Origin of the sequence: Rhodococcus rhodochrous (assembly GCF_014854695.1) — a bacterium.
In the GTDB taxonomy this organism is placed as follows: Bacteria; Actinomycetota; Actinomycetes; order Mycobacteriales; family Mycobacteriaceae; genus Rhodococcus.
Map to the genome: position 1 here is coordinate 3,885,937 of NZ_CP027557.1, position 22,646 is coordinate 3,908,582.

Genomic DNA, 22,646 nt, shown 5'->3' on the forward strand with positions numbered 1-22,646 from the left:
CGCTGTAATCGAATGTCACTGAATGTTGACGTCGACACTCGCCGGGAGATCGATGCGCATGAGCGCGTCGACGGTCTTCGGCGTCGGGTCGAGAATGTCGATGAGCCGCTTGTGCGTCCGCATCTCGAAGTGCTCGCGCGAGTCCTTGTACTTGTGCGGCGAGCGGATGACGCAGTACACGTTCTTTTCAGTGGGCAACGGCACCGGGCCGACCACGCGGGCACCCGTACGGGTCACCGTCTCGACGATCTTGCGCGCAGATGCGTCGATCGCCTCGTGGTCATAGGCCTTGAGCCTGATGCGGATCTTCTGTCCCGCCACGCTTAGTGTCCTTTTCTTGCCGCGTTTCGTGATCCCCGGCGGAGCCGGAAACCACCTCGTCTGCACAGTTCCCCAGGGAACGGCGACCGAGAACAGCACTCGAAACACAGTGCGAGCCGGACGTATCCGATCCGCTTGCCGCTGTTCATCTGTCATTGTTCTCCGGTCCACGCGGTCGGGCGTGTCGGCCCGCCGCTCATTCCCCGGCGTCGATGCTCGAAGGCTTCGACACCGCAAGGAACGGAACCGGCTGCGCTCCGCAGGAGCGCACAGGGGTACTGCTTCCGTCTTGCATGTGGCCGCGACCAGGCCGTGAGGCTCGATCCGCGACTGTCACGTCTTTCCCGTTCCGAGCCGCGAAACATCCATGGCCCGGTCAAGGCAACCCGACCAGTATGCAGGAGCACGGCCGAGAGTTCAACTCACGACGGTGCGTGATGTGCACCTCGGCGATACGCCGCGCGGTCGGGTCCGCGTGGTCGAGCCTAGCCGATGGGGTTCATCGGCAGGGTCCGAACCGGAGCGGCCGCCCCGATCGTATTCGTCGGGTCGGGACCGGGGCCCGGCGGCACCAGCGCGACCTCGGGGACCCGTGCGCCGGCGGCGACGAGCTGCGGCTCGTCGCGCCAGATCGGCAGTGCCTCCTGCAGTTCGAGCCCGATGCCGATGAGACGTTCGTCCTGCCACGGCCGCGCACCGAGCTGCACACCGACCGGCATCCCCGTCGCGGCGGAGTACCCGGCAGGCAGGGTCACCACGGGGGCACCGGAGTAGTTCGCCCAGCGCACGGGGCCCGTCACTCCGGCCGTGACACTGATGCCGAGGAACTCCTGGCGTCGTGCGCCGTCGACGGAGGCGCCGGGCAGCATGATCGCGTCGAGATCCTGGTCGACGAACATCCGGTTGTAGTCGCTCTGGTAGCGCAGGCGGTCGCGTTCGAAGGTGAGGTAGTCGCCCACCGGCACGGCCAGCGAGGCCACCGCCGTGCCTGCGGCCACCGCGTTCTCGGGGCGGTACAGGCCGAGCCGGTCGGTGAACTGCTGGTGGTAGGCGCCCATCTCGACCTGATCGCCGGTCGCGAGAGATTCGGGCAGCGGCGGCATCGTCACCGGGACGGTGACCGCGCCGAGCGACTCCGCCACCCGCGCCGCGTCGTCGACGACGCGCTGCACGGCCTCGGGAGGTGCGGGATTCGTGTTCACGGGCAGCCCGATGCGCACGCCGGCGAGGGGACTCGCTCCCCCGGCCGCCGTCACCGGGTAACCGCCCTCGGGAACGTCGGGGCCGAGTGCCGTGATCGGGTCGGCCGGGTCCGCGCCCGCGAGCACGGTCATCATCAGGGACGCGTCCGCGACGCTGCGGCCCATCGGACCCACGTGGTCGCGGGTCCAGGTCAGCGGGATCATGCCGTGCGAGGTGATGCGCCCGTAGGTCGGCTTGATCGAGGAGACACCACAGGCGCTCGCCGGGAACCGGACCGAACCGCCGGTGTCGCTGCCGAGCGCGAGGGGCGCGAACCGCGCGGCGAGCACGGCCGCGCTGCCGCCGGACGATCCGCCGGGCGACATCTCGGTGTTCCACGGGTTGCCCACCTGCGGGGTGGCGACACCGATCGCGAATTCGTCGGTGTGCGCGTGCCCCATGAGCACCGCGCCGGCGTCCTCGAGTCGGCGCCACACACCCGAGTGCCCGGCCGCGATGTTGCCCTCGAGGACGCGACTCGACGCGGTGAGCGGAAGTCCGGAGACCGCGAAGATGTCCTTGAGAGCGATCGGAAGCCCGCACACGAGCGGTGCCGGGGCCTGGTCGCGGCGCGCGCGGGCGAGCCGCTCCCCCGCCGCGTCGGCCGCCGCGTAGGCGATCTCGGGGTAGAGCCGGATCCACGCACCGATCGCTCCGTCGTACGAGCGGGTGCGGTCCAGACAGGCGTCGAGCAGTTCCCGGGGGTGCAGTTCGCCGGCGTGCAGCAGCGCCGCCGCCTCGACCGCACTCATCCTCGCGGGATCGGTGACGGTGACGGTGTCGGGTGGAGGGAGCCTGCGTGGCGGAGCCGCACGACCGCTCCCCGCGGTCGCACCCCACGCGAACAATCCGCCGGCGGCCCCTCCCAGTAACCGTCGGCGTGATACTCCGGTGCTCACCCCGCCAACCAAACCACGAACTGCGTCACGATCCGGGCGAGGCGGGGAATGTGTGCCACATGTCACCCCCGGCCGTGATGCCGCCGAGACCGTGCGGTGATAATGCGAGCCGTCCATCAGAGGAAGGCGCATGCCATGAACTCGTCCGCTTCGTCCGGATCATCACGGTCCCCGAAGATTCGTCGGCGACCGCAGCTCTCGGACGACGTGGCGGCGCACGTGAGAAACCTCATCATGTCCGGCGGTGTGCGACCCGGCGATTTCGTCCGTCTGGACGAGACCGCGGCCGACCTCGGGGTGAGCGTGACCCCGGTGCGCGAGGCTCTGCTGACCCTCCGTGGTGAGGGGCTCGTCGAACTCGTCCCCCATCGCGGGTACGTGGTGTCCCCGCTCGACAGATCGGACATCGACGACATCTTCTGGCTCCAGGGCAGACTCGCCGAGCGGCTCGTGGAGCGCGCCGCGACCCTGATGACGGCCGAGACCCTCGCGGAGCTCGACGAGCTGGCCGCGCGTTTCGCCGAGGCCGTGCGGGCCGGTGACGGCGCGCGCATCGAGGACCTCGAATTCGAGTTCCACCGGACGTTGAACCGGGTGGCGCGTTCGCGCAAGCTCGCGTGGTTCCTCCACAACGCGACCCGGTACACCCCCGTGCACTTCTACTCCGACGATCGCAACTGGGGGACGGCGGCGATCGCCTCACACGAGCGGTTGCTGCAGGCGCTGCGCACCGGTGACGTCGAGGCCGCCGGACGCGAGACGCGCGAACACTTCACCGACGGGGCCCACCGACTCGTCGAACACCTCGAAGATCTCGGCGTCTGGTCCTGACCGACCGGCGTGAACACCCCGAGGGGAACGGACGTCGGCGCCGACGCGCATGTCCGTCCGCCCCTCCCGGGATCGTGCGCACCGGTACGATTCCGACGGTGACGGACCGACCCGTCCCCGACGGGGACCGAGATCTACGGCGGGGTGTGATGTGAGCGATCACGACCAGGCAGTTCTCGTGGAGGACGTCCACAAGTCGTTCGGCGACGTCCACGCACTCGACGGGATCAGCTTCTCTGCACCGCCGGGCCGTGTCCTCGGCATCCTCGGCCCCAACGGCGCCGGCAAGACCACGATGGTCAAGGTGCTGTCGACACTGTTGCGTCCCACCTCGGGTCGCGCCGTGGTCGCCGGGCACGATGTGGTCGCCGACGCCGCAGCGGTCCGGCGGTCGATCATGATGACCGGCCAGTTCGCCGCGCTCGACGACACCCTCACCGGCCGGGAGAACCTGATCCTGTTCGGCCGCCTGATGGGTCTGGACAAGAAGTCGGCCACCCGGCGAGCCGACGATCTGCTCCGGGAGTTCGATCTCGTCGACGCCGGTCGTCGCCCCGTGAAGGGTTATTCCGGCGGTATGCGCCGACGGGTCGACATCGCGTGCGGCCTCGTGGTCCGTCCCAAGGTGGTCTTCCTCGACGAGCCGACCACCGGTCTCGACCCGCGCAGCCGGCAGGGCGTGTGGTCGCTGGTGGGGGCGCTCAAGGACCAGGGCATCACGGTGCTCCTGACGACGCAGTACCTCGAAGAGGCCGACGTGCTGAGCGACAACATCATCGTCATCGACAAAGGCACCGTGATCGCGGAGGGCACCGCGAACCAGCTGAAGTCCTCCGCGGGTGGCACCCAATGCGAGATCGTTCCGGCCGACCCGCGGGCGATACCCGAGATCCTGCACGCCCTGAACGGTCTTCTCTCCCAGGACGTCCTGGTGGGTACGGTCCCCGACACGGATCGGGTGTCCGTCCCGGCACCGGACGGCGCCGCGACCCTCACCGAGGTGCTGCGGCGCATCGAACCCCTGGGCATCGAACTCGCCGACATCGGTCTGCGACGTCCCTCGCTCGACGACGTCTTCCTCCGCCTCACCGGGCACTCCGCTTCCGACGGCGGCGATCCGACGGACGGTGGCCCCACGAACGACGGCCCGACAGCGCCGCCCGAGGCGGAACGAGCGGAGCCTGCGCCGGCAGGTGAGCGGCCGTGACGGCCCGCACCGACGAGACGGTCCGCGGGACGGAAGCCTCCACGGTCTCGTTCACCGACTCCCCGTCCACCCTTCCCGCACGTCGGGGAGGGGTCCACCGCCGGATCACGCCGTCGGGCGTCGAGCAGTGGTGGGTGCTGACGCTCCGGTCGTTGCGCACGATGGCGCGGTACGGCGAGTTGGTCCTCGCGGTCCTGGCACCGTTCGTCTTCGGTCTCGGCTTCTATCTGCCGCTCAAGTTCGTGATGCAGTTGCAGGGCATCGACTACGCGCAGTTCCTGATGCCCATCATCGTGTTGCAGTCGATGGCGTTCACCGCCATCTCCGCGGCGCAGCTGGCAGCGCAGGAGGGCACGACCGGTGTGACCTCGCGTCTGCAGACGATGCCCGTCGCCCCGGCGGCGCCCCTGGCGTCACGGATGACGGCGAGCATGGTGCGGTCGGTCATCTCCTTGGCCGCGGCGATCGGATTCGGTTATCTCATCGGTTTCCGTTTCTCCGCCGGGCCCGGGCAGGCAGCGTTGTTCTGCGCGACCGCACTGATCATCAGCCTGTTGTTGTGCCTGGGCGCCGACGCGATCGGATGTCTGTCCCGGAGCCCCGAGGCCACAGCGCAGGCGCTGACCCTGCCGCAGCTGATCCTCGGGATGCTCTCGTGCGGTTTCGTGCCCGAGGAGGGATTCCCCGAGTGGATCAGACCGTTCGTCCGCAACCAGCCGATCTCGCAGTTCTCCTTCGCGATGCGCGACATGGCCCAGGACGGCGTGACCTGGGAGGTCTTCCGGCCGAGCCTGTTCTGGATGATCGGGCTGGCCGTGATCTGCATCCCGGGCGCCGTGTGGGCCGCGACGAGGCGGGAGTGAGTCGATGAGCAAGACCGTCGAGACACAGCGGGCACGGGCCCGATCGCGAGAGCGGGCAGGGACTCCGGGTCGCGCCTTCGCCTATCCCGAACCGGATCGCGTCCGCAGCGAGAGTTCCCTCGGCGCACTGTGGGAGCACAGCCGCCTGCAGTGCGGTCGCCTGCTGCTCCGGTGGGCCCGCGATCCGGCCACGATGATCCAGGCGCTCATCTATCCGGCGCTCACCCTGGTGATGTTCCGCATCGTGCTCGGCGACAGCATCACCGCCGCGACGGGCTATTCGTCGATCTTCGGCACCGTGCCCATGATCGTGCTCGTCGGCGCGATGTTCGGCTCGGTCGTCAGCGCGGTGGGGCTGCGCACCGAACGCGATTCCGGCCTGCTGAGCCGGTTCCACACGCTGCCCGTCCACCGCTCGTCCGGTCTGGTGGGACGATTGATGGCGGAGATGGTGCGTGTGTTCGTCACCTCTCTCGTGATCTTCGCCGCCGGCATGGCGTTGGGTTTCCGGTTCACGCAGGGCATCGGCCCCACCCTGCTCAGCCTTGTGGTCCCGCTGATCTTCGGTCTGGGATTCGCGATGATGGTGACGGCTCTGGCGACCCTGCCGGGACGCACACCCCTCGTCGAGACCGTCTCGATCCTGTGCACCCTGCTCATGTTCTTCAACTCGGGGTTCGTGCCGGTCATGGCATATCCGAGCTGGCTGCAACCCGTGGTGGCGAACCAGCCGATGTCCTGCGCAATCGACACCATGCGCTCGCTCGCGATGGGTGGTCCGATCGCGGAACCGTTCCTGAAGACCGTCCTGTGGTCGGCCGGGATGGTGGCGATCTTCGTGGTCCCCGCCGTCGTCGGATACCGGCGCTCGGCCGAACAGAATTGATCTTCCACTCTCCGGACCACCCCGCGACCTGCTGTTACGCTGTCCCGCGATCCCGACCCGTGTGAACGCCGTACCCAGAGCGTTCGCCGAGGAGTTTCGTATGTTCCGTTTTCGTCGCAGCACACTCGTGTCCGGCGTCGCCGTCCTCGCCGTCTCCGCATCGGCACTCGTCGCGCCGGCGATCTCGGCCGCCGATCCGATCCCGTCCGACCGGCGGGCCGCCGATCCGGCGGCCACCGCCCCCGCTCCCGTACCGCTCCCCACCTCGGCGGATGCGCCGGACAGTCGCCTCGCTGCCCTGCTGAGCACGATGGGCCAGGGCGTCGACGGTGCGAACGACCTCGGGTGTGTACCGTCGCCGGAGCATCCACGTCCGGTCGTCCTCGTGCACGGCACCGGGGCGGGCATGTACCCGACATGGACCTATGTCGCGCCCGAACTCGAACGGCTCGGGTACTGCGTCTACGCATTGAACTACGGCGCCGCGCAGGGATATCTCGATCCCGATCGCACGGTGTGGGGCGTGTCGAACATCGAGAGGTCCGCCGAGGAACTCGGAACGTTCGTCGACGCGGTCCTCGAGCACACCGGCGCCGGGCAGGTCGATCTCGTCGGTCACTCCCAGGGTGGTGTCGTCTCCCGCCAGTACCTGAAGTTCGAGGGCGGCGCGAACCCGGCCGATCCCGCCCTCAACCGCGTCCGGAACCTCGTGATGCTGGGTGCGACCAACCACGGCACCACCTTCAACGGTCTCCAGCAGCTCTACACGGTGCTCGCCGTGCTCGGCCTGACTAACGGCAGCGATGCGGTGGCCGAGTTGTTGTTCCGCGGCACCGATCTCGGTGCCGCCGGCCAGCAGCAGTTGATCGGCTCGCGCATGCTCAGCAATCTCAACAAGGACGGCGACACCCGTCCCGGCGTGACGTACACGTCGATCGCCACGCGCTACGACCAGATCGTCACGCCACCGGAGAGCTCGTTCCTGCGGCCCGGACCGGGCGCCGAGGTCCGCAACGTGTGGGTCCAGGACGGCTGCCCGAGTTCCCCCGCCGACCACTCCACGATCCTCATGCGGCCCGAATCGCTCCACCTGGTGAAGGCCGCCCTCGACCCCGACTACGCGGCCGGACACTCCGTGCCGTGCCCGGCGCCCGAGGCCGGATAGCGCCGTCGCACCTCGGTCGACCGTCGAACACCGAACACCGAACACCGAACGTCGAACACCGAACGCAGAAGGCCCCTACCGCTACGCGAGCGGTAGGGGCCTTCTGCTCTGCTCTGTCGCAGAGCCTGTCAGTCCGAGAGACCGAGGGCCTTTTCGAGGACAGGCCACGAATCCTTCAGGTCGTCCTGCCAGTAACCCCACGAGTGGGTGCCGGAGTCGCGGAAGTTGTAGGTGGCGGGGATGCCCAGCTGGTCGAGGCGACCACGGAGGTTGTGCGTGCAGTAGTTGGTCGCAGCCTCGATGACACCGCCGACGACGATCTGGTTGGCGAGCACGTCGACCTCACCGTCGATCTGCGGGCCGTTCAGGGTGTCGTGGACACCCGGCAGTCCGGTGCCGTTGGAGATGTACAGATCGAGCCCGCGCAGCTCCTCGGCGTGCACGTAGGGGTCGTTCTCGACCCAGGCCGGATCATTGAGCTCGCCCCACATGTTGCGGGTGTCGCCGCCACCCCAGGTCTCGACGACGAGCTTGACGAACTGCTGACCGATCGGGTCGGAGGTCTGCGCGCACCCGCTGTAGGCCGCGACGCCCTGGTACAGGCCGGGGGCAGCGATGGGCAGCTGAAGGACGGACGTACCCGAGGACGACAGACCGGCGATCGCGTTGACGCCGTTGGTGCCGAGCGCGGCGTCGATCAGCGGCGGGATCTCCTTCGTCAGGAAGGTCTCCCACTTGTTGACGCCGAGCTCCGGGTCCTCGTTCTTCCAGTCGGTGTAGTAGCTCCACTTGCCGCCGACCGGCGAGACGACGTTGACGTTCTTGTCCTTGAAGAACTCGATCGCGTCGGTACGGAAGCGCCAGGTCGCGCTGTCCTCGCCGCCGCCGGCGCCGTTGAGGAGGTACAGCGTCGGGCGCGGTTCGCTCGTGTCGGCCGGGCGCCAGACGTCGAGCAGGATCTCCTTGTCCATCGAAGCGGAGTACACGTAGACCAGCAGCTGCTGCTCGCCGTAGTTCTCGATACGGGTGATCTTGGAGCCGTTCTCGCTGGTCACCGACTCGATCGGCTGAAGCGTGTCCGCGACCGGGTCCGCCCCGGCGGTCACGCCGCCGAAGAACAACGGCAGGGCGACGACCGCCGCGGAGACCGCAGCGAACCTCACCTTCCGAGCTCGCGTCCTCGACTGGACAACCTTCATTCCGACAACCTCCTCAGACCCGCTTCCGGGCGTGGGCTACAGACCTCGGGCGGGGCCGAGGCGCGCCGTCCGGCGCAGCACAACGTGTATCGACGAATCGTTCGTGCACATTACCGCGACCGACGGTCTCCTCCACTTTCGGCGACCACCCGTGTGGTGGCGTCGAGCGCCGGCGCGATGATCTCGATGGCGGACGGCTCCATCATCTCGCCGTGCGCACCCGGCACGAACCGGGTCCGGATACGGCCCGACACGAACGGTCGCCACAGATCTGCGGCGTCCGCCTCCGTCGGGTGCTCTTCCGTCGCACTGAAGAACTCCATGTCGCCGGCGAACACCTCAGGGTCGTGACCGTTGATCAGTTCGGGCGAGGTCACGGCCGCGGAGAACAGGCCCTGCACCCGCTCCACGTCGAGGTCGATCAACCCGTCCGGCACGGCCCGGACCAGTGCTTCCGCAGCTTCCTGCGGAAGACCGCCGTCGAGTGCGGTGGTGTCCACAAAGACCCCGAAGGCACGCAGGTTCTCCGCGAGTTCGGTCGCGAACCGGTCGGTGTCGATCCGCGGGATGCTGTCGATGAGGGCGAGGCCCTCGACCTGCAGTCCGCGTGCCTGCAACTCGACCGCCACGGCGTGCGCGAGCACACCGCCGAGCGACCATCCGATGAGGCGGTATCGGCCGCCGGGTGCGGCGGCGACGATCTCGTCCGTGTACCTCCGCGCGAGATCGGCGAGCGAGGACGCGACGAAGCCGGGTTCGCTCAGGGCCGGCGTCTGTACGCCGTACACCGCGCTGCTCGTCGCGAGTCGCGCTGCCAGAGGCGCATACGGCCAGGCCAGTCCGATCATCGGGTGGAAGCAGAAGACCGGTGTCCTCGAATCGCCCGGACGCAGCGTGACGAGCACGTCCGACGCCGCGTTCGCGGTCCCTGCGGAATCGACGTCCGCTCCGTCCACGGCCGCGGCGAGCCGAGACGCGAGAGCCTCGACAGCCGGCGTCTCCAGCAGCCACGGGACACGGACCTGCAGTCCGGTCTCGTCGCGCAGCCTCGCGACCACCTGGGTGGCCACGAGGGAGTTGCCGCCGAGGTCGAAGAAGTCGTCGTCGAGACCGACCTGCTCGGCGTCGAGGGCGTCGGCGTACACCCGCGCGACGACCTCCTCGAGGTGGGTACGCGGAGCGCGGTACGGGCGGGTCCGTGTCTCCGGTTCCGGCAACGCCGCGCGGTCGAGCTTCCCGACGTGCGTCAGCGGCACGGCGTCGAGCACGACGATGTCGTCGGGAACCATGTGCTGCGGCAACGCTCGGGCGGCCGCGCGGAGCAGGTCGTCCGTGTCGACGAGGTGACCGGCCGTCGCGGTCACGTACGAGACGAGGCGGACACTGCCGGTGTCGTACCGGCGGGCGACGGTGGCGGCGAAGTCCACGCTCGGCTCGCGTCGCAGCACGGCGTCGATCTCGTCGAGTTCGATGCGGAAGCCGCGCACCTTCACCTGGAAGTCCGACCGTCCCACATAGGCGATCTTCCCGTCGTGGGTCCAGCGGACCACGTCGCCGGTGCGGTAGAGACGTCCACCGGATCCGAACGGATCGGCGACGAAGCGCTCCGCCGTGAGACCGGGCCTGCGGTGATATCCGCGTGCGATCTGCACTCCCGACATGTACAGCTCGCCGGGCACACCGACCGGCACCGGCCGCAGGCGCCTGTCGAGCACGAGCGCGCGGACGCCCCGGATCGGTCCTCCGATCGTGATCGGATCCCCCGGCGCCAACGGTTCACTGATCGTGGTCACGATCGTGGTCTCCGTCGGACCGTAGACGTTGTGGAACGCCCGTCCGGGCGCCCAGCGCGCGACCAGTTCCGGCGGCACGGCCTCGCCGCCGGCGGCGAGCACCCGGAGCCCGTCGAGCCCCTCCGGATCGAGGGTGGCGACGGCCGCGGAGGTGATGAACGCGTGCGTCACGCGCTCGGCCCGGATCAGCTCGGCGAGTTCGCTGCCTCCGTAGATTCCCGGGGACGCGACGACGAGGGTGCCACCCCCGCCCACGGCGAGGAGCAGTTCGAGCATGGAGGCGTCGAAACTCGGTGACGCGAAGTGCAGCGCCCGCGTGTCGGCATCCAGACCGTAGTGCTCACGTTGCGCCGCAGTGAAATTCGCCAGTCCGGAGTTCGACACCACCACGCCCTTCGGAAGGCCCGTGGACCCCGAGGTGTAGATGACGTAGGCGGTGTTGTCCGCTCGGACCGGACGGACCCTCTCGTGCGCGGCGAACGGTTCGTCGGACAGGGCCTCCAGCTCTGTGAGCGTGGCGGGATCGGTCAGGTCGACCCACTGCACGTCGCCGGGCAGCCGGTCCCGCTCGGCCGAGACGGTGAGGCCGAGGACGGCCCCCGAATCGGAGAGCATGTGGGCGACACGGTCGGCCGGGTAGTTCGGGTCGACCGGCACGTAGGCGGCTCCGGCGCGGGCGACCGCCCACACGGCGGTGATGGAGTCGAACGACCGCGTCAGTCCGAGCGCGACCACGTCCTCCGTCCCGATGCCTCGGCCGACGAGCAGCCTCGCCAGTCGCGACGACCGGGCATCGAGTTCGGCGTAGGTCAGCGAGCGTCCGTCGTGGACGACCGCGACGCCGTCGGGGTTGCGGGCGGCGGTCTCCGCGAGCAGATCACCGAGCGGCACCGCGGGCAGCGCGGGTCCGCCCCACCGGTCGGCGAGATCCTCGATCTCGGCCGCGTCGAGATACGGCAGCGAGTCCACCGAGGAGTCGGGATCGGCGACGAGCGCATCGAGGATGCGGACGTACCTGCCGGCCAGCGTCGCCACGTCCTCCGCGGCCAGGATGTCGCTGCGGTACTTGAACGCGAGCGTCAACGCCTCCTCGGAGGTGACGACGGCCGTGAGCGGATAGTGCGTCGCGTCCCGGGCGTTGACGCCCGCGACGACGAGGCCGTCGATCGATCCCGCAGCCTCGATCCCGCTGCGGTCGACCGGATAGGACTCGTACACGAGCAGCGTGTCGAACAGCGCTCCCGTACCGGCACGCTGCTGGATCTCGGCGAGCCCGACGTGATGGTGATCGAGCAGTTCGGCCTGCTCGCCCTGGATGCGGAGGAGCAGATCGTGCCCGGTCTCGCCGGCGCCGAGGCGCACCCGCACCGGGAGGGTGTTGATGAACAGTCCCACCATCGCCTCGACGCCGGGGAGGTCCGCGGGCCGGCCCGACACGGTGGTGCCGAATACGACGTCGTCGCGGTCGGTCGTGCGGGCCAGGAGGACGGCCCAGGCGCCCTGCAGCACGGTGTTGACCGTGACGCCGAGCCGCGTGGCCGTGTCCGCGAGGAGGTCGGACCGTTCACGACCGAGGTCGATCCGGTGCTCGTCCGGGGTGCCGCCCGTGCCGTCGGTGTTGCCCCCGGCCAGCAGGGTGGGCTCCTCGATCCCGTCGAGCGAGCGTATCCACGCTTCGACGGAGGTCTCGTGGTCGCGACGCGCGAGCCACTCGAGATACGCCCGGTAGGACGGTGCCCGGCCGAGGACGCCCGCATCACCGCGGGTCGCGTAGAGCACCAGCAGGTCCTTCATCAACAGCGGCATCGACCAGCCGTCGAGCAGGATGTGGTGACTCGTGACGGCGAGGGTCCAACTGTCGTCACCCGTGCGGACGAGGACGAAGCGGATCAGCGGCGGCTCGACCATGTCGAACGCGACGGCCTGTTCCGCTCGCAGCACATCGGCGAGTACTGCGGAGTCCTCGCCCCGGATGTCGACCTCGCGCCACGGCAGGGTGACCTCGTCGACGACGACCTGGACGGGGATGCCCGATTCGCTCGCGACGAATGCCGTGCGGAGGTTCGGGTAGCGCCCCAGCAGCGCCTCAGCCGCCGTGCGCAGCCGCTGCGCGTCGACCACTCCTGCGAGGTGCACGAGCACCTGCGTGCTGTAGGCATCGGAGTGCCCCTCCGCCAGGAGTGCGTGGTAGAGCAGGCCGGCCTGGAGCGGAGCGAGCGGCCAGGCGTCCGCCGCGCCGCGGTACCGCGACTCCCACAGGTCGATGTCGCGTTGGGTGACGTCGACCAGCGACAGGTCGGACGGGGTCCGTCCCCCGGCCTCCGGGCGCGTGGCGTGCGCCGCGAGGGCTTCGAGTGCACGCACCCAGCGCTGTGCGAGGTCCTCGACGTCGGCGCGGTCGAGCAGACCGGACGCGTAGCCGAAGTTCGCTCCGAGTTCGCCTCCGAGGACGACGGCGTTGATGTCGACGGCGGCGAGGGCCGGGGCGTCGGGATCATCGGTTCCGGACAGGTCCCCGAGGTCGCCGGCGGGCAGCCACCCGAGTTCCGGCACCCGGTCGGTCGAGACCTCACCGGCGTCGAGCCGGCCGAGATAGTTGAAGCTGATCTGCCCGGCGGGCGTCGCGGCGAGACGAGCGGACGTCTCGGGGTTGCAGTACCGGAGCAGGCCGTAGCCGATGCCCTTGTCGGGGACGCGGCGGAGATCCTCCTTGACCACCTTCAATGCCGCACCCGCGCTCGCACCACCGGCCGCCGCGTCGTCGAGGTCGACGTCGGACAGGTCGAGCCGCACGGGGAACATCGTCGTGAACCAGCCGACGGTGCGCGAGAGGTCCGAGCCCGGGACGACGTCCTCCTCGCGACCGTGGCCCTCGAGACGGATCAGTGCCGACCGCACGTCCGTGCCCCGCGCCCGACGCCACTCGGCCAGGGCCAGCGCGAGACCCGTGAGCAGCACATCGTTGACCGAGCCGTGGTAGAGCTCGGGCAGGGTGGTCAGCAGTGTCTCGGTGGTCGCCGCGTCGACCCGGACCGGCACCTTCACGACCGTCGACGCCAGGTCGACCGACGGGTCGAACGGGCGGTCGCCGAGCAGCGGGTCGGGTCCGTCGAGAACGGATGTCCACAACGGCAGCTCCGTCACTCGTCCGGCGGCACCGTCGACGAGGGCGTGAGCCCAGGTGCGGAACGACGTGCCGACGGGCTGGAGGGCGGGCTGCTGCCCGTGGCTGATCTGTGCCCACGCGGTGACGAAGTCGGGCACCAGGATCCGCCACGACACCCCGTCGACGACGAGGTGGTGCGCCACCACGATCAGCCGTCCGGTCCGTGCCGCCCCGGCAGCGGGGTCGAGCCAGACGAACTGCGTGACGATGCCCTGCGACGGAGCGAGACGCCCCTCGGCAGCGTCGACTTCGCGCGCGGCGATCTCCGCCCACTGCTCGTCGCCGGCCTCCGCGGGAACCTCGACGCGCGTCACGAGCGCGTCGACGTCGACACTTCCCGGCGCGGAGGTCGACAGCACCCACTCACCGGAACCGTCGTCCCGCAAGCATGCCCGGAGCATGTCGTGCCGGCCCACCACGGCGGCGATCGTCGCCACGACGTCGCTGCGTCCGATACCGGCGGGCAGTTCGAGTGCGATGGTCTGCGTGTAGCGGTCGAAACCGCCGCCACGCTCGACCATGTACCGCACGATCGGGGTGAGCGGGATCTCGCCGACGCCGCCGCCTTCGAGTTCGCGCAGCACCGGTTCGGATCCCGTTCCGGCGCGCGCCACTTCGGCGAGACCGGCCACCGTGCGCTGCTCGAACACCTCGCGCGGGGTGAACACGACACCGCGCGCCTTCGCCCGGGACACCAGCTGGATCGACACGATGCTGTCGCCACCGAGAGCGAAGAACGAGTCGTCGAGCCCGACCCGCTCGAGACCGAGCACGTCGGCGAAGACCTCGGCGATGGTCTCCTCCGTGGGGGTCCGCGGCGCCCGGAACTCGCGGTCGCTGGTGAACACCGGCTCGGGCAGCGACCTGCGGTCGAGCTTGCCGTTCGGGGTCAGCGGCAACTCGTCGAGCACGAGCACTGCGTCGGGAACCATGTAGCCGGTGAGGAACTCGCCCACCCGCTCGAGCACCTCGGACGGGGCGACCGTGTGCCCGGCCCGCGGCACGACGTAACCGACGAGCTTCTCCCCCGTGTGCTCGTCCGACCACACGGACGCGACGGCGTGCGCGACACCCTCCACACCGGTCAGTGCCGCCTCGATCTCGCCGAGTTCGATGCGGAAGCCACGCAGCTGTACCTGTAGGTCGCTGCGACCGGCGTATTCGAGCTGCCCGTGCGCGTTCCATCGGGCGACGTCACCGGTGCGGTACATGCGCGAGCCCGGCGCACCGTAGGGATCGGCGACGAACCGCCCGGAGGTCAGCTCGGCACGACCGAGATAGCCGCGTGCGAGCTGGCCACCGCGGACGTAGATCTCGCCGGGCACGCCCACCGGGACGGGCTGCAGACGGGCGTCGAGCACGTAGATGCCGAGACCGGGGATCGCGCGGCCGACGGTGCTCGCGGGGTTGTCGACGTCGGCGGAGGACAGTTCGAGATGGGAGACGTGCACGGTGGTTTCGGTGATGCCGTACATGTTGACCAGGCGCGGCGCTCGCCCTGAATCCCCGTGCCGCCGATACCAGCCGGCCAGGCGACGCAGATCGAGTGCCTCACCACCGAACACGACGTACCGCAGGGACAGCGGCTGCGCATCCGGATCCTGCTCGGCCACAACGGCGTCCGCCTCGGCGAGCTGGTAGAAGGCCGACGGGGTCTGGTTGAGCACCGTGATCTTCTCGCGCCGCAGGAGGGCGTGGAAGTCCTCCGGGGACCGGGAGGTGTGGTAGTCGACGACCACGAGGCGACCACCGTGGAGCAGCGGACCCCACAGTTCCCACACGGAGAAGTCGAAGGCGTAGGAGTGGAACAGGGTCCACACGTCGTCGGCGTCGAATCCGAAGGCGGGCGCGGTGTTCTCGAACAGTTCGAGCACCGTGCGGTGCGGGATCTGCACGCCCTTGGGCCGGCCTGTGGAACCGGAGGTGTAGATGACGTAGGCGAGGTTGTCGCTGCGCAGCGGTGCCGCGCGCTCGTCGTCGGAGAGCGGATCGGCCGACCGCGTCGACAGGTCGAGCCGTTCGAGGTCGATCACCGGGACGTCGGTGGCGGGCAGCGCATCCGGCTCCCCCGCCACGAGCACACACACCGGCGCCGCGTCCTCGAGCATGAAGGTCAGACGCTCGGCCGGGTAGGTGAGGTCGATCGGCAGATAGCCACCGCCGGCCTGCTGCACCGCGAGCAGCGCGACGACGAGTTCCTCCGTGCGCGGCAACGCGACTCCGACGAGGGTGTCGGGTCGGACACCGCGGTCGACGAGTTCGCGCGCCAGGCGGTTGACCCGCGCGGACAGTTCGGCGTAGGTGAGCTGCCGGTCGCCGAAGGTCACGGCGACCGAATCCGGATGTGCCTCGGCGGCCTCGCGGAAGCGGTCCACGAGCGTGACGTCGGGGACTCGGGTGCCGGGCTCGTTCCACGCCTCGAGCACCTCGGTGCGTTCCGCCGGGTCGAGCAGTGGGACGTCGCCGATCACGGACTCGGGATCCGTCGCCACCGCCGCGAGCATCCGGCCGAGACGCTCGCCGAAGAGGCGCATGGTCGCGTCGTCGAACAGGTCGACGGCGTAGGTCAGCACGACGTCGAGGCCGCCGGGAGTGCCGTCGGCGTCGAACCTCTCGACGACGGTGACCTGCAGGTCGAACTTGGCGTGGGCGACCGGGACGTCGAAGCCTTCGACGGCCAGGCCCGGCAGTTCGAAGCGGGACTGCCCGAGATTCTGGAAGGTCAGGGCGACCTGGAACAACGGGTGGCGTGCCTGCGATCGTTCCGGGTCGAGGACCTCCACGAGGCGCTCGAACGGCAGGTCGGCGTGCCCGAACGCGCCGAGGTCGCTCTCGCGCACCCGTCCGAGGAGATCGGCGAAGGTGTCGGCGGGGCGCACCTCGCTCCGCAGTACGAGCGTGTTGACGAACATGCCGATCATGTCGTCGAGCAGCTGCTCACCGCGTCCGGCGATGGGGGCGCCGATCACGACGTCCTCGGTGCCCGACAGCCGAGCGAGGAGGGCCGCCAGGGCGCTGTGGAAGACCATGAACAGCGACGCGCCGCGCTCCCGCGCGAGGCGGTCGAGTGCCGCGTGCGTCCGCGCGTCGATCTCCACGGCGGTGTTCGCACCCCGGCCCGAGGCGACGGCCGGCCGCGGACGGTCGGCGGGCAGGTCGATCTGCTCCGGGATGCCCTTCAGGGCGTGGCGCCAGTAGGCGAGCTGGCGGGCGATCGGCGACTCCGGATCGCCCTCGGAGCCGAGCACCTCCCGCTGCCACAGGGTGTAGTCGGCGTACTGGACCGGAAGCGGCGACCAGTTCGGCTGCAGCCCTTGGGTTCTGGCACCGTAGGCGACCATGACGTCGCGGGCGAGCGGGCCCATCGAGAAGCCGTCGCCGCTGATGTGGTGGAGCACCACGACGAGCACGTGGTCGTCGGCGGCGACACGCAGCAGCCGGATCCGCAGCGGGACCTCCGCCGTGACGTCGAAACCGGCGTCGAGAATCACGGCGACCTCGTCCAGGATGTCGGTGGGATCGACCTCGGACGGCTCGATGTCGGGAACGACGGATGCCGCCGGGAGGACGACCTGGTGGGCGATGCCGTCGGTCTCCGGGTAGACGGTCCGCAGGGATTCGTGCCGCAGCACCACGTCGCCGACCGCACCGCGCAGGGCGTCGAGATCCAGCGATCCGCGCAGCCGGATCACGAGCGGCAGGTTGTTCACCGCCGAGTCCGGTTCGAACCGGTTGAGGAACCACATCCGCTGCTGTGCCAGCGAGAGCGGCACCTGGTCGGGCCGGGGGCGTGCCGTGAGCGGGACGGCTGCGGCGCCGGCCGCCGACGACTCGATGTGGGCGGCGAGAGATTCGACCACGGGATGTTCGAAGAGCGACCGCACCGCGACGCGCGTGCCGAGGGCGGCACCGAGCCGCGCGGCGACCTGGGTGGCGACGAGCGAGTTGCCGCCGAGGTCGAAGAAGTGGTCGTCGCGTCCGACCCGATCGACGCCGAGGACGTCGGCGTAGACGTTCGCGACGATCTCCTCGATCGGGGTGCGGGGAGCGCGGAATTCGCGGAGCTCGAAGACGGGTTCGGGCAGGGCCTTGCGATCGAGCTTGCCGCTGGTGTTGAGCGGGAACGCGTCGAGCACGACGATCGCCGACGGCACCATGTACGACGGCAGGACGCTGCGCACCGCGTCGAGCAGCACCGCCTTGTCGACGGTGTGCTCGGGTGCCGGCACGACGTAGGCGACCAGCTGCTCACCGGTCGGTGTCGGCACGACGAGCGCGACGGCCTGGCTCACCTCGGCGCAGCCGAGCAGCGCCGTCTCGATCTCGCCGAGTTCGATGCGCTGACCGCGGAACTTGACCTGGAAGTCGGTGCGTCCGAGATAGTCCAGGACGAGGGCACCGTCGGCGGTGCGGCGCCACCGCACGAGGTCGCCGGTGCGGTACATCCTGCTTCCCCGCACCCCGAGGGGGCTCGCGACGAACCGGTCGGACGTGAGGTCGGGGCGCTTCTCGTAGCCGCGCGCGAGTTGCACGCCGCCGAGATACAGCTCGCCCGGCGTTCCCACGGGGGTGGGACGCAGACGCGAATCCAGCACGTACACCTGCACGTTCGCTTCGGGAACACCGATCGGCACGGAATGGTCGCCGTCCTCGGCGGGCCAGTAGGTCGCCGAGACCGCGGCCTCGGTGGGGCCGTAGAGGTTGTGGACCGCCGCGTCACCGAGACGCCGGAAGGCCGTCACGGTCTCCGGCGGCAGGGCCTCGCCGATGACGAAGACGTGGCGCAGGCCGGCGCAGCTGCCCGCCGGGGCGTGGGCGGCGAAGACGGTGAGCATGGACGGGACGAAGTCCGTGAGCGTGACGCCGTACCGGACGATCGCGTCGGCCACGTAGGCCGGGTCGCGGTGACCGTCGTGGGTCGCGACGACGAGCGTTCCGCCGGTGCACAGCGGCAGGAAGTAGCCCCACAGCGACACGTCGAAGGTCGTGGCGGTCTTCTGCAGGTACACGTCGTCGGCCGAGATGTCGTACTCCGCGGCCATCCACTCGAGCTGGTTGACGATCGCCTCGTGCGGGACGGACACACCCTTCGGGCGTCCGGTGGATCCGGACGTGAAGATGACGTAGGCCGGCGAGGCGGCCTGGACGGTGCCTCGCAGTTCGTCCTCGCGCACGGGCTCGGCCGGATGGTCGGACAGAGCCGGGTCGTCGACGACGATCGTGTCGACACCGGCGGGAAGGTCCCCGGCGTCGGCGGTGGTGCTCAGTACGCACACCGGTCGTGCGGTGTCGAGGATGTGGCCGATCCGGTCGGCCGGGTGATCGGGGTCGAGCGGCACGTAGGCGCCACCCGCCGTGACGACCGCGTACATGGCGACGACGAGATCGATCGAACGCCGGATGCCCAGTGCAACGAGCGATTCGGGTCCGACACCGACCGAGATCAGGTGACGGGCGAGTCGGTTGACCCGCGCGTCGAACGCCGCATAGGTGAGCGCGTCGTCGCCGAAGACGACCGCGGTGGCGTCCGGAGTCGAGGCGACCTGCGTGCGGTAACGCGAGAGCAGGGTCTGCGGGGTGACCGGACGTTCGGTGGCGTTCACCTCGACGGTGAGCGTCTGCCGCTCCGGCGCGGCCAGCAGGTCGACGTCGCCGACGACCGTGTCGACGTCGCCGGTGAGCGCTTCGAGAACCGTCACGAGGCGGGCGGCGAGCGACCGCACCGTCGTCTCGTCGAAAAGATCGGTGGCGTAGGTGAACTGGGCACCCATACCGGCCGGGCGTCCCTCGACCTCCCGCGGTCCGACGGTGAGTTGCAGGTCGAACTTGGCGATGCTGCCACCGAGATCCACCGGCTCGACATCCAGTCCGGGCAGGGCGAGTTCGGGCTGCTCCATGTTCTGGAAGAACAGGGCCACCTGGAAGAGCGGATGGTGACCGGCCGAACGAACGGGGTCGAGGACCTCCACGAGCCGCTCGAAGGGCAGGTCGGCGTGGGCGAACGCGTCGATGTCCGAGGCGCGGACCTCGCGCAGGACGTCGGCGAACGTCCGCTCGGCAGTGACGGTGGTCCGCAGCACGAGCGTGTTGACGAACATGCCGATCAGATCGTCGAGCGCCTGCTCGCCGCGGCCCGCGACGGGAGTGCCGATCGCGATGTCGCTCGCACCCGAGATCCGGGACAGGAGAACGGCGAAAGCGGCGTGGACGACCATGAACGGCGAACATCCCGCGGCCCGGCCGAGTTCGACGACGGCCTCGTGCAGAGCCGGCTCGATCTCGAACTCGACGGTGGCACCGCGACCCGACGCCTCGACCGGACGGGGCCGGTCGGTGGGCAGTTCGAGACGATCCGGCAGATCGGCGAGAACGGAAGTCCAGTAGGCGATCTCCTTCGAGACCGTCGATTCCGGATCGTCCTCGTCGCCGAGGACGGCCCGCTGCCACAGCGTGTAGTCCGCGTACTGCACGGCCAGCGGTTCCCAACCGGGCGCCGAGCCCGACGTGCGGGCGAGATAGGCGGTGACCAGGTCGCGCACGAACGGCTCGATGGAGGTGCCGTCGGCGGCGATGTGGTGGACGACGATGATCAGGACGTGTTCGTCCTCCACGGACGCGGCCTCGACGCCGTCGCGCGAGATGCGCAGCAGTTCGAGGCGCAGCGGTACCTCGGCGGTGACGTCGAAGCCGGTCGTCACCGCGCGCACCACGCGGTCGTGCACCTCGGTCTCCGTGACGTCCTCGGCACGCAGCGCCGGTGTCGCCTGCGAGGCGGGCAGGATCAGCTGGCTGCCCACACCGTCGTTGTCCGGGTAGACGGTGCGGAGCGTCTCGTGGCGTTCGACGAGGTCGGCGACCGCGGCGCCGAGCGCATCGGTGTCGAGTGTCCCGCGCAGCCGCAGCGCGACGGGGATGTTGTTCGCGGCCGAGGCGGTGTCGAACCGGCTCAGGAACCACATGCGCTGCTGCGCGAGGGAGAGGGGGATCGTCTCGGGGCGCGGCCCGGCCACGAGGGGGATCCGGTCGTCACCGGTGAGGGGTTCGACCAGCGCCGCGAGCTGCGCGACCGTCGAACCCTCGAAGAGCAGACGGGCGGGCACCCGCACGCCGAGGCGTTCGCTCAGCCGCGCCGCCACCCGCGTGGCGACCAGCGAGTTGCCGCCGAGATCGAAGAAGTCGTCGTCGAGGCCGACCCGCGTGGAATCGAGTCCCAGCACGTCGGCGAACACCGCGGCGATGGCGATCTCGGTGCCGGTTTCCGGGGCCCGGAACTCGGTGACGATCGGCCCCGGATCGGGCAGTGCATCGCGGTCGAGCTTGCCGGTGGGCGAGAGCGGGATCTCGTCGATCGGCACGATCGCCGAAGGCACCATGTGGGCAGGGAGCCGCTCGGCGGCGAGGGCCGACAGTTCCTGCAGGTCGACGGTCGCGCCGGGGGCCGCGTGCACGTACGCGACCAGCTGTGCCTGCCCGGACGGGCCCGTCCGCGCGAGCGTCGCTGCGAAGTCCACTGCCGGCGAGGAGGCCAGCACGGCGTCGATCTCGCCGAGTTCGATGCGGAAGCCGCGAACCTTGACCTGGAAGTCGTTCCGGCCGATGTAGACGATGGGTGATGCGGCGTCCCGAGGTCCGCGGACGAGGTCGCCGGAACGGTACATGCGCGTGCCGCCGGGGGCCGCGACGAACCGGGCAGCGGTCAGCTCCGGTCGGCGGTGGTATCCGCGGGCCACGCCCGGACCCGACAGGTAGAGCTCACCCGTCACCCCGGCCGGAACGGCGTGCAGTCGTGTGTCCAGCACGTGCGCGGTGGTGTTGCGGATGGGCGCACCGATCGTGATCTGCTCACCCGGAACCAGCGGGTCCGAGATGTTGGTCATGATGGTCGTCTCGGTCGGACCGTAGCCGTTGAAGAACCGCCGTCCCGACGCCCACCGCTCCACCAGGTCCGGAGGGCACGCCTCACCGCCGACGACGATGCAGTCGAGCACGTCCAGGCCCGTCGGGTCGACCGAGGCCAGCGCGGCCGGCGTGACGAAGGCGTGGGTGACCTGCTGTCGCACAACGAGTTCGGCGAACTCCTCGCCGCCGTACACGAAGGTCGGGGCGATCACCATCGTCGACGACGCGCCGATCGCCAGCAGCAGTTCGAGGATTGAAGCGTCGAAGCTCGGGGACGCGAAGTGCAGCGTGCGTGAGTCGGAGGTCAGGGCGTACCGCTCCACCTGCTCGGTGCAGAAGTTCCCCAGACCCGAATGGGTCACGACGACGCCCTTCGGCCGTCCGGTCGACCCCGAGGTGTAGATGATGTAGGCCGTGTTCTCGACCCGCAGGGTCCGGACCCGTTCGTCGAACGAGACGGGCTCGGACGGAAGAGCCGCGAGTTGCTGCGCGATCGCGGGGTCGTCGAGTGCGATCCACCGGGTCGTGGAGGGCAGGGCGGGCTCGTTCTCGGCGAGGGTCAGGCCGAGCGCCGCGCCGGAGTCGACCGTCATGTGCTCGACCCGGTCGGCGGGATAGTTCGGGTCGACGGGCACGAAGGCGGCACCGGTCTTCGCGACCGCCCAGGTGGCGAGCACCGAGTCGATCGACCGGGCGATCGCGAGCGCGACGACGTCCTCGGGACCGACACCGAGGCCGATCAGGTACCGCGCGAGTCGCGAGGACGCCTCGTCGAGCTCGGCGTAGGTGAGCGAACGGTCGTCCTCCACCACTGCCGTCGCGGAGGGGTCGCGTTCGACCGCCGCCGCGATCAGCTGAGGAAGCAGCGCGGCCCTGGCTCCGCGACGCTCGGGACGCCTGCGTGGCCGCCGCCGCTCGGCTGCCGCAGGTCGGGCATCACCGGAGGCTTCGATACGAGCACCGCCGGAGGCTCCACCGTTCCCCTCGGCCCCCTGCTCGCCGACCTTACGCAAGGCTTCACTCACCACTGGTCCCGATCCCTCGTACGTCCCGTTCCGGCCGCGGCCACCCGGTTGTTACCGGGCAGTCATGTGCCCATTAGAGCATCGGTGGCCGAAGAGCCATGTTACGGCCGTGGGCGCGCACGCCACGGTGGGACGACCCGGCGCGGGCCG

At 69.9% G+C, this 22,646-nt stretch carries 9 protein-coding genes; 5 read left to right on the forward strand and 4 right to left on the reverse strand.

Features of this window, described 5'->3' with window-relative positions; translation table 11 throughout:
• Positions 1-15: 15 nt before the first annotated feature.
• Both rpsJ and C6Y44_RS18170 read right to left on the reverse strand, forming a co-directional pair.
• Entirely contained in the window at positions 16-321 is a 306-nt protein-coding gene (gene rpsJ, locus C6Y44_RS18165; protein ID WP_003938093.1) for a 30S ribosomal protein S10, read from the reverse strand.
• 485 nt (positions 322-806) lie between these two features.
• Positions 807-2,315, reverse strand: a complete 1,509-nt coding sequence (locus tag C6Y44_RS18170; RefSeq protein ID WP_041803423.1) for an amidase — start codon at positions 2,313-2,315, stop codon at positions 807-809.
• Between the two features lie 282 nt (positions 2,316-2,597).
• Here C6Y44_RS18170 and C6Y44_RS18175 point away from each other — a divergent pair, with 282 nt between their 5' ends.
• From C6Y44_RS18175 to C6Y44_RS18195, 5 genes are all read left to right on the forward strand, one after another.
• Entirely contained in the window at positions 2,598-3,293 is a 696-nt protein-coding gene (locus C6Y44_RS18175; RefSeq protein ID WP_051424840.1) for a GntR family transcriptional regulator, read from the forward strand.
• A gap of 151 nt (positions 3,294-3,444) precedes the next feature.
• A complete protein-coding gene (locus C6Y44_RS18180) occupies positions 3,445-4,500 on the forward strand; it encodes an ATP-binding cassette domain-containing protein (protein WP_159417810.1) in 1,056 nt (351 codons plus the stop codon).
• Complete coding sequence (locus C6Y44_RS18185) at positions 4,497-5,363, forward strand: ABC transporter permease (protein WP_159417809.1); 867 nt, start codon at positions 4,497-4,499, stop codon at positions 5,361-5,363. The genes C6Y44_RS18180 and C6Y44_RS18185 overlap by 4 nt, the downstream gene beginning before the upstream one ends.
• A gap of 4 nt (positions 5,364-5,367) precedes the next feature.
• Entirely contained in the window at positions 5,368-6,249 is an 882-nt protein-coding gene (locus tag C6Y44_RS18190; RefSeq protein WP_088897611.1) for an ABC transporter permease, read from the forward strand.
• A 100-nt stretch (positions 6,250-6,349) separates the two neighbouring features.
• Entirely contained in the window at positions 6,350-7,414 is a 1,065-nt protein-coding gene (locus tag C6Y44_RS18195; protein ID WP_159417808.1) for an esterase/lipase family protein, read from the forward strand.
• A 128-nt stretch (positions 7,415-7,542) separates the two neighbouring features.
• On the opposite strand, the gene C6Y44_RS18200 is transcribed toward C6Y44_RS18195, so the two are convergent.
• Together C6Y44_RS18200 and C6Y44_RS18205 are read right to left on the reverse strand one after the other, a co-directional pair.
• On the reverse strand, positions 7,543-8,613 hold the full coding sequence (locus tag C6Y44_RS18200) for an alpha/beta hydrolase (RefSeq protein WP_174247007.1): 1,071 nt from the start codon (positions 8,611-8,613) through the stop codon (positions 7,543-7,545).
• A gap of 110 nt (positions 8,614-8,723) precedes the next feature.
• The gene (locus C6Y44_RS18205) at positions 8,724-22,424 is read right to left on the reverse strand and encodes an amino acid adenylation domain-containing protein (protein WP_455431352.1); all 13,701 of its coding nucleotides are present in this window, start codon (positions 22,422-22,424) and stop codon (positions 8,724-8,726) included.
• Positions 22,425-22,646: the final 222 nt, after the last annotated feature.

Excerpts from the sequence above, each read along its gene's own strand:
- C6Y44_RS18170 (WP_041803423.1), bottom strand. The coding sequence starts at position 2,315 with ATGAGTGCGGTCGAGGCGGCGGCGCTGCTGCACGCCGGCGAACTGCAC.
- C6Y44_RS18175 (WP_051424840.1), top strand. The coding sequence starts at position 2,598 with ATGAACTCGTCCGCTTCGTCCGGATCATCACGGTCCCCGAAGATTCGT.
- C6Y44_RS18190 (WP_088897611.1), top strand. The coding sequence starts at position 5,368 with ATGAGCAAGACCGTCGAGACACAGCGGGCACGGGCCCGATCGCGAGAG.
- C6Y44_RS18195 (WP_159417808.1), top strand. The coding sequence starts at position 6,350 with ATGTTCCGTTTTCGTCGCAGCACACTCGTGTCCGGCGTCGCCGTCCTC.
- C6Y44_RS18200 (WP_174247007.1), bottom strand. The coding sequence starts at position 8,613 with ATGAAGGTTGTCCAGTCGAGGACGCGAGCTCGGAAGGTGAGGTTCGCT.